General features: G+C 30.5%; 18 protein-coding genes. 5 read left to right on the forward strand and 13 right to left on the reverse strand.

Features of this window, described 5'->3' with window-relative positions; translation table 11 throughout:
- The first annotated feature begins 9 nt into the window (after positions 1–9).
- From RN605_RS06280 to RN605_RS06290, 3 genes are all read left to right on the forward strand, one after another.
- Positions 10–1,764, forward strand: coding sequence for an ABC transporter ATP-binding protein (locus RN605_RS06280; RefSeq protein ID WP_313323194.1), 1,755 nt, complete (start codon positions 10–12; stop codon positions 1,762–1,764).
- Between the two features lie 59 nt (positions 1,765–1,823).
- A complete protein-coding gene (lpdA, locus tag RN605_RS06285) occupies positions 1,824–3,212 on the forward strand; it encodes a dihydrolipoyl dehydrogenase (RefSeq protein ID WP_313323196.1) in 1,389 nt (462 codons plus the stop codon).
- A 153-nt stretch (positions 3,213–3,365) separates the two neighbouring features.
- On the forward strand, positions 3,366–3,863 hold the full coding sequence (locus RN605_RS06290; protein ID WP_313323198.1) for a YybH family protein: 498 nt from the start codon (positions 3,366–3,368) through the stop codon (positions 3,861–3,863).
- A 44-nt stretch (positions 3,864–3,907) separates the two neighbouring features.
- Here the strand turns inward: RN605_RS06290 and RN605_RS06295 are convergent, their stop codons facing one another.
- Both RN605_RS06295 and RN605_RS06300 read right to left on the reverse strand, forming a co-directional pair.
- Positions 3,908–4,717 (reverse strand): lysophospholipid acyltransferase family protein, encoded by an 810-nt coding sequence (locus RN605_RS06295; protein ID WP_313323201.1) that lies wholly within the window; start codon positions 4,715–4,717, stop codon positions 3,908–3,910.
- A 45-nt stretch (positions 4,718–4,762) separates the two neighbouring features.
- Positions 4,763–5,401, reverse strand: a complete 639-nt coding sequence (locus tag RN605_RS06300; protein WP_313323203.1) for an NUDIX hydrolase — start codon at positions 5,399–5,401, stop codon at positions 4,763–4,765.
- Positions 5,402–5,465: 64 nt separating this feature from the next.
- Here RN605_RS06300 and RN605_RS06305 point away from each other — a divergent pair, with 64 nt between their 5' ends.
- Positions 5,466–5,909, forward strand: coding sequence for a DUF4268 domain-containing protein (locus tag RN605_RS06305; RefSeq protein ID WP_313323205.1), 444 nt, complete (start codon positions 5,466–5,468; stop codon positions 5,907–5,909).
- Here the strand turns inward: RN605_RS06305 and RN605_RS06310 are convergent.
- Together RN605_RS06310 and RN605_RS06315 are read right to left on the reverse strand one after the other, a co-directional pair.
- Positions 5,906–6,202: a DUF721 domain-containing protein gene (locus tag RN605_RS06310; protein WP_313323207.1), complete on the reverse strand. Its 297-nt coding sequence runs from the start codon at positions 6,200–6,202 to the stop codon at positions 5,906–5,908. The two genes, RN605_RS06305 and RN605_RS06310, sit on opposite strands and share 4 nt — an antisense overlap.
- Positions 6,202–6,618 (reverse strand): lipocalin family protein, encoded by a 417-nt coding sequence (locus RN605_RS06315; RefSeq protein ID WP_313323208.1) that lies wholly within the window; start codon positions 6,616–6,618, stop codon positions 6,202–6,204. Before RN605_RS06315 ends, RN605_RS06310 begins: the two co-directional genes overlap by 1 nt.
- A gap of 129 nt (positions 6,619–6,747) precedes the next feature.
- On the opposite strand from RN605_RS06315, the gene RN605_RS06320 reads away from it, so the two are divergent.
- Positions 6,748–7,827 (forward strand): serine hydrolase domain-containing protein, encoded by a 1,080-nt coding sequence (locus RN605_RS06320; RefSeq protein ID WP_313323210.1) that lies wholly within the window; start codon positions 6,748–6,750, stop codon positions 7,825–7,827.
- Between the two features lie 192 nt (positions 7,828–8,019).
- On the opposite strand, the gene ftsY is transcribed toward RN605_RS06320, so the two are convergent.
- From ftsY to RN605_RS06365, 9 genes are all read right to left on the reverse strand, one after another.
- Positions 8,020–9,000 (reverse strand): signal recognition particle-docking protein FtsY, encoded by a 981-nt coding sequence (gene ftsY, locus RN605_RS06325; protein WP_313323212.1) that lies wholly within the window; start codon positions 8,998–9,000, stop codon positions 8,020–8,022.
- A 98-nt stretch (positions 9,001–9,098) separates the two neighbouring features.
- On the reverse strand, positions 9,099–9,251 hold the full coding sequence (locus RN605_RS06330; protein WP_313323214.1) for a DUF4295 domain-containing protein: 153 nt from the start codon (positions 9,249–9,251) through the stop codon (positions 9,099–9,101).
- A 45-nt stretch (positions 9,252–9,296) separates the two neighbouring features.
- On the reverse strand, positions 9,297–9,479 hold the full coding sequence (gene rpmG, locus RN605_RS06335; RefSeq protein WP_313323216.1) for a 50S ribosomal protein L33: 183 nt from the start codon (positions 9,477–9,479) through the stop codon (positions 9,297–9,299).
- 28 nt (positions 9,480–9,507) lie between these two features.
- Entirely contained in the window at positions 9,508–9,744 is a 237-nt protein-coding gene (gene rpmB, locus RN605_RS06340; RefSeq protein ID WP_169524749.1) for a 50S ribosomal protein L28, read from the reverse strand.
- A gap of 72 nt (positions 9,745–9,816) precedes the next feature.
- Positions 9,817–11,070 (reverse strand): CinA family nicotinamide mononucleotide deamidase-related protein, encoded by a 1,254-nt coding sequence (locus RN605_RS06345; protein WP_313323219.1) that lies wholly within the window; start codon positions 11,068–11,070, stop codon positions 9,817–9,819.
- Positions 11,071–11,112: 42 nt separating this feature from the next.
- The gene (locus RN605_RS06350; protein ID WP_313323220.1) at positions 11,113–11,457 is read right to left on the reverse strand and encodes an Hpt domain-containing protein; all 345 of its coding nucleotides are present in this window, start codon (positions 11,455–11,457) and stop codon (positions 11,113–11,115) included.
- Position 11,458: 1 nt separating this feature from the next.
- Positions 11,459–12,070 carry a fumarylacetoacetate hydrolase family protein gene (locus RN605_RS06355; RefSeq protein WP_313323221.1) on the reverse strand — a complete coding sequence of 204 codons (612 nt, stop codon included), beginning with the start codon at positions 12,068–12,070 and terminating at the stop codon, positions 11,459–11,461.
- A gap of 6 nt (positions 12,071–12,076) precedes the next feature.
- Entirely contained in the window at positions 12,077–12,853 is a 777-nt protein-coding gene (locus tag RN605_RS06360; protein ID WP_313323223.1) for a 3'-5' exonuclease, read from the reverse strand.
- A gap of 116 nt (positions 12,854–12,969) precedes the next feature.
- Positions 12,970–14,349 (reverse strand): dihydrolipoamide acetyltransferase family protein, encoded by a 1,380-nt coding sequence (locus RN605_RS06365; RefSeq protein ID WP_313323225.1) that lies wholly within the window; start codon positions 14,347–14,349, stop codon positions 12,970–12,972.
- Positions 14,350–14,409: the final 60 nt, after the last annotated feature.

Genomic DNA, 14,409 nt, shown 5'->3' on the forward strand with positions numbered 1-14,409 from the left:
AAATTAGTAATGGAAGCAAAAGTATTTGATTCTAATTTATTTAAAAGAATTTTAAAATACACCAAACCCTATAAAGCACGTTTTTATGGAGTGATTGCTTTTGCTGTATTTTTATCAATTTTTGCAGCTTTACGTCCGTATTTATTAAAACAAACTGTCGATGAATATATTGAACCAAAAGACAAATATGGTTTATTGGTTTATGCTATTTGGATGGGAATTGTTTTAATTCTTGAGGTTTTTTCACAATTCTATTTTGTGTATTGGGCTAACTGGTTAGGACAAGATATTATTAAAGATATTCGTGTGAAATTGTTTAAACATATGTTGACTTTCCGAATGAAATATTACGACAATGCACCCGTTGGTCAATTAGTAACGCGTTCAGTTTCTGACATTGAACAAATTGCTAGAATTTTTAGTCAAGGACTTTTTATGATTATCAGCGATTTATTAAAAATGGTAGTTATTCTTGGGTTTATGTTTTATATGAATTGGAGACTTACTTGGGTTGTAATTTTAGCAATGCCAATATTAGTTTATGCTACTCGAAAGTTCCAACAAAAAATGCAAGTAGCTTTTGAAGAAGTGCGTACTCAGGTGGCAAACATGAATACTTTTGTACAAGAAAGAGTAACAGGAATGAAAATTGTTCAACTTTTTAATCGTGAAGAAATTGAATATGAAAAGTTTAAAGCAATAAATGATAAACACAAAACTGCTTGGATAAAAACCATTTTATACAACTCTATTTTCTTTCCAATAGCTGATATTATTTCCTCATTAACACTTGGAGCAGTTGTAATTTATGGTGGTTTTCATATTTTAGATGGAGATAAATTTACCACTTTTGGTGATATGTTTTCATATACTATGTTTATAAGTATGCTTTTTAATCCGTTGCGCCAAATTGCTGATAAATTCAATGAAATGCAAATGGGAATGATTGCAGCCAATAGAGTTTTTGATATTATTGATAAAGATTCCGATGTTCAAAGCAATGGAAACAAAATTGCACCTCATTTTGAAGGAAATATACATTTTGAAAACGTTCGGTTTAGCTACATTAAAGAAGAAGAAGTTTTAAAAGGAATTAATTTAGAGGTAAAATCAGGTGAAACAATTGCTATTGTTGGTTCAACTGGTGCAGGAAAATCAACCATAATAAATCTATTAAATCGTTTTTATGAAATCGATTCTGGAAAAATCACAATCGACAACTACGATATACAAGAATTTGAATTAGAAAGTTTAAGAAAACAAATTGCTATAGTTTTGCAAGATGTTTTCCTTTTCGCCGATACTATTTTTAACAACATCACTCTCAATAATCCTGAAATTTCAAGAGAAGAAGTAATTACTGCTGCAAAAAAAATAGGAATTCATAAATTCATCATGACTTTGCCAAATGGTTATGATTACAATGTAAAAGAACGTGGTGTGATGTTGTCTTCCGGACAAAGACAATTGATAGCTTTTCTTCGAGCTTATGTTAGCAATCCAAGTATATTAATTTTAGACGAAGCAACCTCTTCTATAGATAGCTACAGCGAGGAATTAATTCAAAAAGCTACAGAAAAAATTACTCAAGGAAGAACATCAATTGTTATAGCCCATCGATTAGCAACAATTATTAACGCGGATAAAATAATTGTTATGGATAAAGGAAAAATTGTTGAAATGGGTTCGCATAATGAATTGCTATTAAAATCAAACGGATATTATAAAAATTTATATGAAGCTCAGTTCGCAGTTGAATCCTAATTTTTAAAAAATAATTCCTTAAATTCGCAAACTCAATTAATTTAGAAAATCAATTTAAAATGAAATACGATATTATTGTTTTAGGAAGTGGTCCAGGCGGTTATGTAACTGCAATTCGTGCTTCACAATTAGGCTTTAAAGTTGCCGTTATTGAAAAAGAAAGTTTAGGTGGAATTTGTTTGAATTGGGGTTGTATTCCAACCAAAGCACTTTTAAAATCGGCCCAAGTTTTTGATTACCTAAAACATGCTTCAGATTATGGATTGACTGTAAAAGAATTTGATAAAGATTTCTCAGCAGTTGTAAAACGTTCTCGTGATATAGCTGATGGAATGAGCAAAGGAGTTCAATTCTTAATGAAGAAAAATAAAATTGATGTAATTGATGGTTTTGGAAAAATAAAACCAGGCAAAAAAGTTGATGTAACTTCTGCTGATGGAAAAGTTACAGAGTATTCTGCTGACCATATAATCATTGCAACTGGCGCTCGTTCACGTGAATTACCAAATCTTCCACAAGATGGGAAAAAAGTAATTGGTTATCGTCAAGCAATGACATTGCCTACTCAACCTAAATCAATGATTGTAGTTGGTTCAGGTGCAATTGGTGTTGAATTTGCTCATTTTTATAACGCAATGGGAACAGAAGTTACCATAGTAGAATTTATGCCAAATGTTGTTCCGGTTGAAGATGAAGACATTTCAAAACAATTTGAACGTTCACTAAAAAAAGCTGGAATCAACATTATGACAAATTCATCTGTTGAAAGAATTGATACTTCAGGAAACGGTGTAAAAGCTTTTGTAAAAACTCCAAAAGGAGAAGAAATTCTTGAGGCAGAAATTTTACTTTCAGCTGTAGGAATTAAAACAAATATTGAAAATATTGGTCTAGAAGAAGTTGGAATTGCAACAGATAAAGACAAAATTTTAGTAAATGCTTACAATCAAACCAACGTTCCTGGTTACTACGCTATTGGAGATGTTACTCCAGGTCAAGCTTTAGCTCACGTTGCTTCTGCTGAAGGTATTAACTGTGTTGAAAAAATTGCAGGTTTACACGTAGAACCAATTGACTATGGTAATATTCCTGGTTGTACTTATGCAACACCTGAAATTGCTTCTGTTGGCTTAACCGAAAAACAAGCTAAAGAAAAAGGATACGAATTAAAAATTGGCAAATTTCCATTTACAGCATCAGGAAAAGCAAAAGCTGCTGGTACGCCAGATGGTTTTGTAAAAGTAATTTTTGATGCAAAATATGGTGAATGGTTAGGTTGTCACATGATTGGTGCTGGCGTTACTGATATGATTGCAGAAGCAGTTGTTGCAAGAAAATTAGAAACAACTGGTCACGAAATACTTAAAGCGGTTCATCCACATCCAACCATGAGTGAAGCTGTAATGGAAGCCGTTGCGGATGCTTATGGTGAAGTTATTCACTTGTAATAATTAAGAATAAAATATTTTAAAGACCAACTTTTTAAAAAAAGTTGGTCTTTTTTGTTAAAAACTATTTTATTTTTCAGTAAATTTAAAATTATTATGTTCTAATTTTATAGAAACAACCAAAAAACCAATATAATTTTAAATTTTACTACTATGAAAAAAATAATTGCAAACGGATTCTTAGCACTCTTTTTTATTCTACTAACTGTAAGTTGTAATAAAACCAAAGCATCTTCTGGTTTTGATTCTGCTCCAAAAACCGAAACCAATCTAGAAGAAGTAAAGAATGCTGTAATTGGTGTTAACGAAATATTTGTAATAGCATTTAACAAAGGTGATGCAAACATGATGGCAGATTGTTATACAACAGATGCGAAATTTATGTTACCCAATGGAAAATCAGTTGTTGGAAAAGAAAATATTAAAGCACATTTTGAAAGCATGCTAGCAAAAGGAGTTCCAACCTTTGCATTAAAAACAACTGGAACTTGGGGTGATTCTGAAACTATGTCCGCTGAAATGGAATGGCTAATGGCCGACAAAGAAGGCAATGTAATTGACAACGGAAAAGCATTAGAAATTTTCAAAAAAGAAGACGGAAAGTGGAAAATATTTAGAGATATTTTCAATTCAGACAATCCAGTAAAATAATAAAAAAGGCTCACAATGTGAGCCTTTTTTATTTATAGTTTTTTCTACATCTGCCATTGACGCAATCTATTTAAACGCTCTTGTTCTTCTATTTCTTCAGCAGGAATAACTTTCAAAAATGAAGGATGTTGCTCAATAGCATATTCAATTTTTTCAACAATTTCTTCTATAGATTCATTGTCATAATCAATTTCAAGAGGTTCTTTAATAATAAACGATTGAAGAATATTTTTCTTTTTTACTCTCAAACCTTTTTTATCAAAAGCTCTTCGAAAACCGTCAATTACTATCGGAACAACAATTGGCTTATGTTGTTTAATGATATGTGCCGTTCCTTTTCTAACAGGTTTAAACGATTTGGTTGTTCCTTGAGGAAAAGTAATAACCCAACCATCATCTAAAGCAATTTTTATGTTTTCTGTATCATTAGGGTTTACTTCTCTTTTTTCTTTAACATCTTTTCCTCCTGAACGCCAAGTTCTCTCAACGGTTATAGCACCAACATATGCCAAAATTCTCGGCAATAATCCAGCTTTCATTGTTTCACTTGCAGCTACATAATAAATATTCATTTTTGGTTGCCACAAATAGCCAACGTTTTTAATACTATCAACTCTTCCTGAAAGACTAGCATTAAAGACATGAAACATTGCTACAACATCAGCAAAATAGGTTTGATGGTTTGATATAAAAAGTACATTTTTATCGGGAAGTGAAGTAATAATTTCAGAACCTTCTATTTGAAGTTCATTAAATCCGCGATATCTTCTGTGGGTTAAAACCCCAAAGATTCTAATTAACCATTTTTTGATAAAAAGAATATGACCAAAAGGATTTCTTTTAAATAATCCCATTATTTTTTGAGTTTTTAGACTTACAAAAATAGGAAAACTAATGGTTTACAACACCATTTTTAGGGTTTCTTTTAACTCACTCAATATCATGGCCGTTGCTCCCCAAACAAAGTGTTCATTAACTAAAAAACCTGGAACTTCAAAGTTTGTAGCATAAGAAGTATCTAATCTTTTATTTTGAATTATTCTATCATCCAAAAAATCTACTAGAGGAAATTCAATAATACCTGCGACTTCTTCCTCTTGACGAACAAACTGTAATTCTTCTTTACTGATACCTAAAAAAGGATGGACTAAATAATTACTAGGCGGAATATAAACTTCAGTAAAAGAACGGATAACTTCAATTTTATCAGGCAAAACCCCAATTTCCTCGTGCGTTTCTCTCAAAGCAGTATCTTTTAAATCAACATCAACAATTTCTGGTTTTCCGCCTGGAAATGCAATTTGAGATGAATGAACACCTTTATAAGAATTACGTAAAATAAGAACCAAATGTGTTTGACTATTTTTAGGATAAAAAAGCATCATTACTGCTGCTTTTTTTGCATTGAAATTTTCAGGATTTATTTTTTTAAGCAACTCTATTCTGTTTGAAGGAGCCATTTTTGCATGCGCTTCCGTTGCCGGAAGCCCAACATTTATTATTTTTGGCGTAAATTGTAAAAAATAATCAAATTGCATTTCTCGTTAAAATAAAACATAAAGTTACCTAAAAAAGTATTCAAAATCATTTTTCATAAATAAAATGTATAGTAAAGAAGAAGCTCAAAAAATAAAAAAAGAATTTTGGATAGCGTTTGCAGAAACATATCCGAGGAAATGGATGTTGTATGACACTAAAATTAAAGAAGTTTCTTTTAAGTTCTATGTAGATAATAAAAAAGCTCAAGTTCTACTTGATATTGAGCCTAAGGATGAAGAAAAGCGTAAAATTTATTTCGAAAAAATTGAATCTCTAAAAACTATACTTCATGAAGAACATTTACCTGAAGCAATTTTGGAACGAAATTTTTATTTAGAAAACGGAAAAACAATTAGTAGAATTTGGGTTGAACTCGAAAATGTTAGCATTAATAACAAAAAAACTTGGGAAACTATTTTTGATTTTTTTAATGAAAAAATGAGTGCTTTTGAATACTTTTTTTTAGAGCATGAAGATTACATCAAAGATTTAGAAATCAATACTTAGCGAAGAACAATTTCTTTAACTACTTCTTTACGCAATTCTTCATTAAGCATAACAATAATTTTTTGCTTTCCATAACTCAATTCTTGTCTTAAAACTGCTGAAGACAAAGAAACATATAATGTAGAACCTTTTAAAATTACTTCATTTGTATAGCTATTAACACCATTGCCCATTAATGATTTCCAAGCTTTTTGAACATCAATTTTATCCATACCCGATTGGAGTTTATTAACTTCGATAAACTCTTTTAGGACATCACCAATGGGACTTTCATTGCTTAATCGTTTAGCCATTATTTTATTGAAAAAGGTTTGAATTTTTTATAAGTGTATTTCAAATTTTCTTTGTTTTTTAATACCAAAGTTGAATCTTTAAGTTCTAAAATTTGTTCTTTCCATTTACCATAATCAGTTGAATACTCAACATAGAAAACTTTATTACTATCTATTATTCTAATTGTTTCCTGAATACCATTTGTTTTGAATTTTCCATCAAATTGAGGCATTACTTTCTGGCGAAAACCTACATTGTTGCTTATTTCAAAATAGTCAACTGTTTCATTTACTTTATAATCTTTATTTTCTCCATCAGGTTTTGCAACTTGTTGAATTTCCCAATAACCATTAAGTTTAAATAAATCCTCTTTTTTTACTTCTTTTTGACAGGAAATAAAAAGAAAAGTAATTAATAAAAGAGTTGTTTTTTTCATGGTTTTCTGACTATAATTTCATTATTCACAAATTTAATTTTTATAATCAAAAGAGACTGTTTTTAAAAATTAAAATTATTAACATTAAACCTTTTTATATCTTTAAAGTCCAACAAAAAAACTTTGAAAATGAAATACCTTTATATAATTTTATTATTCCCATTTATTTTAAGCAATTGTAGTTCAGATACAAACGAAAATCCAAATCCAGTTAACGAACAAATGTATTTTCCTCCAATTGATGGAAGCAATACTTGGGAAACAAAATCAATTTCAAGTTTAAACTGGAATCAAAATGCAGTACAACCACTTTTGACGTACTTAGAGGAAAAACACACTAAATCTTTTATGATATTAGTAAATGGTCGAATTGTGATGGAAAATTATTTCAACGGACATACTGCTTCTTCAAATCATTATTGGGCAAGTGCTGGAAAAACTTTAACAGCAACAATTTCTGGAATTGCTGAACAAGAAGGACTAATTAACATAAACAATAAAGTTTCTGATTACTTAGGAACAGGTTGGACAAGTGCACCAATTGCAAAAGAAAATCTAATTACTTGCAAAAATTTACTCTCTATGAATTCTGGATTAAATGATGCGTTAGGCGATAATGTTTCACCAGCGAATCTTCAATATGTTGCTGATGCAGGAACACGTTGGGCATATCATAACGTCTATGTAAAAATGCAAGATGTTGTTGCTCAGGCATCAGGTCAAACATGGAATGCTTATTTCAATGCCAAATTGAGAGATAAAATTGGAATGAATGGATTTTGGTTTAATAGTTTAACAAATGGCGATTTAAGCGTTTATACAAGTACTACTAGAAGTATGGCTCGATTTGGATTGTTAAATCTAAATAAAGGAAAATGGGAAAGTAATCAGATTTTAAACGAAAATTATTTTACGCAAGCAACAAATACATCACAAAACATTAATCTTGCTTACGGATATCTTTGGTGGTTAAACGGAAAATCGAGTTATCATTTACCTCAAAGTCAATTTCAATTTAATGGAAGTTTGATTCCAAATGCTCCAAATGATATGTTCATGGCTTTAGGAAGAGATGACCAAAAAATCTATGTAATTCCTAGTAAAAAAATGGTCGTCATCAGAATGGGTGATGCCGCTGATGAACAAAATTTTGCATTATCTGGATTTGATAATGAATTATGGGGGAAAATAAATGCTTTAATTCAATAGTTTTTAAAACTTAGAGTTAAAGAATTTTATAAACGCATAAATAACCAATATAAAAGTAGTTAATCTTGCAAAAAGAAAAACACTTGGTAGTGATTTCTCGATAAATAATGAAATTAATAGAAAAGGTAATGCTATTAATATCAATTTTAGAGGTGAAGCTTCTCTAAAAAAAGTAGTTATTTTATTCATATATTATTTAAAAAAAGAATCTACAAACTCAACTTTATTAAAAACCTGTAAATGCTCAATTCCTTCACCTACTCCAATATATTTTACAGGAATTTGAAATTGATCTGAAATACCAATTACAACTCCGCCTTTAGCAGTACCATCTAATTTTGTTATTGTCAGTGAAGTTACATCGGTTGCAGCAGTAAACTGTTTAGCTTGTTCAAAAGCATTTTGACCAGTTGAACCATCAAGCACTAACATCACATCGTTTGGCGCATCAGGAACCACTTTTTGCATTACTTTTTTAACTTTTGACAACTCATTCATCAAACCAATTTTGTTGTGCAAACGACCAGCAGTATCAATAATAACAACATCAGCATTTTGAGAAACTGCGCTTTGTAATGTATCAAATGCTACAGAAGCTGGATCGCTTCCCATTTGTTGTTTTACAATTGGAACTCCAACTCTATCAGCCCAAATCTGCAATTGGTCTATTGCAGCAGCTCTAAAAGTATCTGCAGCACCTAAAACTACTTTATATCCAGCACTTTTAAATTGATGTGCTAACTTACCTATTGTAGTGGTTTTTCCAACTCCATTAACACCAACAACCATAATCACATAAGGCTTTGTATCTTTAGGAACAGAAAAAACAGTTTCTTGACCAGAATTTGTCTCCGAAAGTAATCCTGCAATTTCTTCACGAAGTATTTTATTCAATTCTTCTGTGCCAAGATATTTATCAGAAGCTACACGTTTTTCAATTCTTTCAATAATTTTCAAAGTTGTACTTACTCCAACATCAGATGAAACAAGAATTTCTTCAAGATTGTCTAAAACTTCATCATCAACTTTTGACTTCCCAGCAACTGCTTTTGTTAATTTTGAAAAAAATGATGTTTTAGATTGCTCTAATCCTTTATCAAGATTTTGTTTTGCCTCTTCGCTTTTGCTTGGGTCATTTTTTTCAGAAGAAAATAGTTTTTTAAAAAAACTCATTTTATTAAGTTTATTAGTAATAATTTAATCGAACAAATATATAAAATAAAAAAGCTACTTCCGATTGAAAGTAGCTTAGTTATATTGAGTTTGTCTTATTATTTTTTATTTAAGAATTCATCAACTTGCTCTGGAGCCATGATTGCTTCTTGAAAAGTATAAGCACCAGTTTTTGGTGATCTAACCATTTTAATAGCTTTGGTTAATCTTTTTGAAGTAGTTTGTAAAGTTGCTACGGTTTTCTTTGCCATGATTTAAATGTGTATTTGAAATTTTACTTTTGTAAAAATCTCTAATTATTTAATTTCTTTATGAACAGTCATTCTCTTCAAGATTGGATTAAATTTTTTAATCTCTAATCTGTCTGGAGTATTCTTTTTATTTTTGTTAGTAATATAACGAGAAGTTCCTGGTAAACCAGATTCTTTGTGCTCAGTACATTCTAATATAACTTGTATTCTATTACCTTTCTTTGCCATCTTACTATATATTTATTAGGTTATGGAATTATCCGATAAATCCATTAGCTTTTGCATCTTTCAATACTGCTGCTAACCCTTTTTTGTTAATTGTTTTAATTGTAGATGCTGCTACTCTAAGTGTAATCCATCTGTCTTCTTCAGCAAGATAGAAACGTTTTTTCACTAAGTTTACAGAAAACTTTCTCTTAGTTTTATTCATAGCGTGAGAAACATTATTTCCTACCATCGCTCTTTTACCTGTAAGGTCACAAACTCTTGACATTATGCTTTACTTTTATCGTTATTCAAAATCAGGGTGCAAACTTACGCAAAATAAATCATTGTAACAAAAAAATTATTGTAGATTTTTTAAAATTTCTTTTTGTAATAATTCCATGGCTTTATTAGATGCTCTATCAATAACTTTCTCTCTAGGTTGACCAAAATTAAATTCTTCAACTAAAACAATATCAGGTGTTGCAATAGCAATAAAAACTGTTCCAATTTCAGCAACAGAATCACCTTTATTTGGACCAGCATTTCCAGTCGTAGCAATAGCATAGTCAACATTCATAGCGCTTTTGATGCCTAAAGCCATTTCTTTTGCAACTTCAGAACTCACAACAGAATATTTTTTTATTGTTTCAGCATTGACACCTAATTGAGATATTTTAGTTTCGGTTGCATAACTAACAATACTTCCTTTAAAATAATTCGATGCACCAGAAACTGAAGTAATCATCTGAGCAATTTTTCCGCCTGTGCAACTTTCGGCAGTTGCTAATGATTTATTTTGTTGATTTAATAATCTTCCTAAAATAACTTCAATAGTTTCATCCTCATCAAAACCTACAATAATATCATTGATTATTTTAGTTAGTGAATCTACATTTTCAGCTATTGCTTTTTCTAATATTTCTTTGTTTTCTCCTCTTGCAGTCAATCGTAATCTTACTCTTCCTGGATTTGGCAAATAAGCTAATTTAATAAATTCAGGTAAATTATTTTCCCAATCTTCAATCCTTTCGGCAACTAAGCTTTCTCCTTGTCCATAGGTTAATATTGTTTTATGAATAATAAATGGTCGATTATATTCTTTGACTATTTTTGGAATTATTTCATTTTCAACTAAATATTTCATCTCATATGGAACGCCTGGCAATGAAATAAAAACCGTATTCTCTTTCTTCATCCACATTCCAGGAGCTGTTCCCATTTTATTGAAAAGCACTATGCATTTTGATGGAACTAAAGCTTGGTCTTTATTTAATTGAGTAATTGGACGTTTATAAAAACCTTCTATCAATTCTTTAACATGATTTAAAACTTGTTCGTTTTCAACTAACTCATCATCAAAATAATCACAAAAAGTTTTTTTTGTAATATCATCTTTTGTTGGACCTAAACCACCAGTTATAATTACTAAGTCTACTTTGTTTTGAAGATTTGAAAATGTATCTAGAATATGTTTTTTATCATCTGAAATCGAAAGCATTTCGTGGGTTTGAACCCCAATTCTATCCAAAGCTTTTGCAATGTAACTAGAATTTGTATCAACAATTTGACCAATTAAAATTTCATCGCCAATTGTAACAATTGATGCTTTCATATTTTAATAAACTTAGGGAATTTTTTTTGTAGAAAAAAAGTATTAGACTTCGAAGTCTTTTTTAATTTCTTTGATTGCTTTTTCAACTTGGTTCTTAATACTTTCGAAAGTTTCGTTAATTTCTTTTCGTTTTCCTTCTCTTTTGGTCCAAGCTTCAACTTCAAGTATTTCTTGATGAGCCGTTGTCATTCCAAGTAAATCAAGAGTTGGCTTTATTTTATGAGCATAACTGTATGCTAATTTATGGTTTTTGTTTTCAATTCCAATTTCAATTTGTTTCATATCATCTGGAACTTCACTTACAAAAAGTGAAATAATTTGCATCACGAATTCTGGATCATTATCTGATAATTCGTAAACTTTTGCTAGGTTGTAGTTTATTGCCATTTTATTTTATGTGTAGACTAAATAATTTCTTATTTTCAATAAATCCTTCTAAAACGTCATTTGAATTTATTTTTGAAACACCTTCAGGTGTTCCCGTAAAAATAATATCTCCTTTTTTGAGTGTAAAAAATTGAGAAACATATGAAATAATTTCATCAATCTTCCAAAGCATATGACTAGTGTTTCCCTGTTGAACCACTTTTCCGTTACTCTTCAATTCAAAAGTAATATTTTCAACGGAATTAATATCACTTTTTGGAAAAAAATCACCTATAACCGCTGAACCGTCGAATGCTTTTGCTTTTTCCCAAGGTAATCCTTTCTCTTTCAATTTTGATTGTAAATCTCTTGCCGTAAAATCTATTCCTAATCCAATTTCATCATAATATTTGTGAGCAAATTTTGGATTAATATACTTCCCTACTTTCGAAATTTTAACCAAAACTTCTACTTCATGATGAATTTCATTACTGAATTCTGGAATTACAAAAGGCATTTTTTTTGGTAAAATAGCTGTGTCTGGCTTCAAAAAAATTACAGGTTCATCTGGACGTTCATTGTTTAACTCTGCAATGTGATTTACATAATTACGTCCAATACAAATTATCTTCATTTGATATTAAAACAATTTATTATTCAACTTTCTTAATTTGATTCCAGTTAAAACTTTCTTGGTATATAATGGAAAATCTGCATTTTGTATCCAACCAAAATAACCTGGTTCATTCTCTAAAACTTCATCTACTAAAGCATTTTTGTGTTTTCCGAAGGTAAAAATTTCTTGTCCTTTATCATTTAAAGCAATAAACCCAGCAAAATCAACTGATTTTTTTCGAGTAGTAAATTCAGAAAGCGATTTTATATCATTCTCTAAATCTTCATATCTATCAAGTTGTGCTTTTAAAATTTCATAGGTTGCCATTGTATCAGCTTCAGCAGAATGGGCATTTTCTAATGATTGGTTACAATAAAACTTCAATGCTGCGCTCAACGTTCTTTCTTCTTTTTTATGAAAAATTGTCTGAACATCAACAGAAACTCTATTCTTCATATCAAAATCAACATCAGCACGCAATAATTCTTCAGCCAATAAAGGAATATCAAATCTATCTGAATTATAACCCGCCAAATCTGAATCTTTAATCATATTATAAATTTGGCCCGAAAGTTCTTTGAAAGTTGGTTCGTTAGCTACTTTTTCATTTGTAATTCCATGAACAGCTGTAGCTTGAAAAGGAATAGGAATTGTTGGATTTACCAACCAAGTCTTACTTTCTTTATTTCCGTTTGGAAACACTTTGAAAATTGCTATTTCAACAATTCTATCTTTAGCAACATCAATTCCAGTAGTTTCTAAATCAAAAAAGCAAATTGGTCTGTTTAATTTTAACTCCATTATATATTTTTAGTTAACAAAGATAAAATTTTGAACTTAGCTTTTATTGTTAAAATATGTTAATTCATTTTTTATCAAAAAAAATCCCGATTATTAAATCGGGATTTTTATATGTTTTAATAATCTCTATTGACATCAAAAGATTCTAAATATTCGGCTACACGTTTCACAAAACTTCCACCTAAAGCGCCATCAACAACTCGATGATCATAACTGTGTGACAAAAACATTTTTTGACGAATTCCAATAAAATCACCTTCTGGAGTTTCAATGACCGCAGGAACTTTTCTAATAGCACCAAGTGCTAAAATTCCAACTTGAGGTTGATTAATAATTGGTGTACCGAAAACAGAACCAAAAGTACCAACATTGGTAACTGTATATGTTCCACCTTGAGTATCATCTGGTTTTAATTTACCTGCTTTTGCTCTATTTCCTAAATCGTTTACTGCTTTTGCCATCCCAACAATATTTAATTCATCAGCATTTTTAATTACAGGAACAATTAAATTTCCATTTGGTAAAGCCGCAGCCATACCTAAATTAATATTTTTACGTTTAATGATATTTTCACCATCAACCGAAATGTTCATCATTGGGAAATCTTTCAACGCTTTGGCAACTGCTTCCATAAAAATTGGTGTAAATGTTAATTTTTCACCTTCACGCTTTTCAAAAGCTGTTTTTACTTTATCACGCCATTTTACAATATTAGTCACATCAACTTCAATAAATGATTGAACATGCGCTGAAGTTTGTACAGATTCAACCATATATTTAGAAATCAACTTACGCATTCTGTCCATTTCTATAATTTCATCACCGCCATTCACAGAAACAGGAGCTTTTGGAGTTTCAACTTTTGCAGCAGTAGGTTGAGATATTGGTTTTGGAGTTTCAACTTGCGCAGGTGCAGAAATAGTTTCTGGTGCTGGTGTTGAAACTGGTGTTGAAGGAGTTTGTATTGAAACACCATTTGATTTTCTACTTTCAACAAACTTTAAAATATCTTCTTTAGTAACTCTTCCTTCTTTTCCTGAACCTGAAATCGAATTTAATTCACCAATAGAAACGCCTTCTTGTTGCGCAATATTTTTAACCAATGGAGAGAAAAATTTATCTGAACTTGAAAAATCTGTTTTTTCTAAAACAACAGGCGCAACACTTTCTTTTGCTGCTTCAAAGGTTTTTGTGACTTCTGCAACTGCTGCAGGAACAACTGCTTGAACAGTTGGCACTGCTTGAACTGAAGAACCTTCTGTTTCAATATAAGCAATAGTTTGACCAACTTTCACAACATCATTTACTTGAAACAAAATTTCAGACAATGTTCCTGATACTTCACTCGGAACTTCGCTATCTACTTTGTCCGTTGCAATTTCCAAAACTGCCTCGTCAGCATTAATGGTATCGCCAACGTTTTTTAACCAATTGGTAATGGTTGCTTCTGCAACGCTTTCTCCCATTTTTGGTAATTTCAATTCAAACTTTGCCATAATTGTAAACTAAAGTGTGGTTGTATTTCTATGCAAAAGTACTAAATATTGAACTTAAGC

It is taken from the genome of Flavobacterium sp. PMTSA4, from assembly GCF_032098525.1.
Lineage (GTDB): Bacteria > Bacteroidota > Bacteroidia > Flavobacteriales > Flavobacteriaceae > Flavobacterium > Flavobacterium capsici.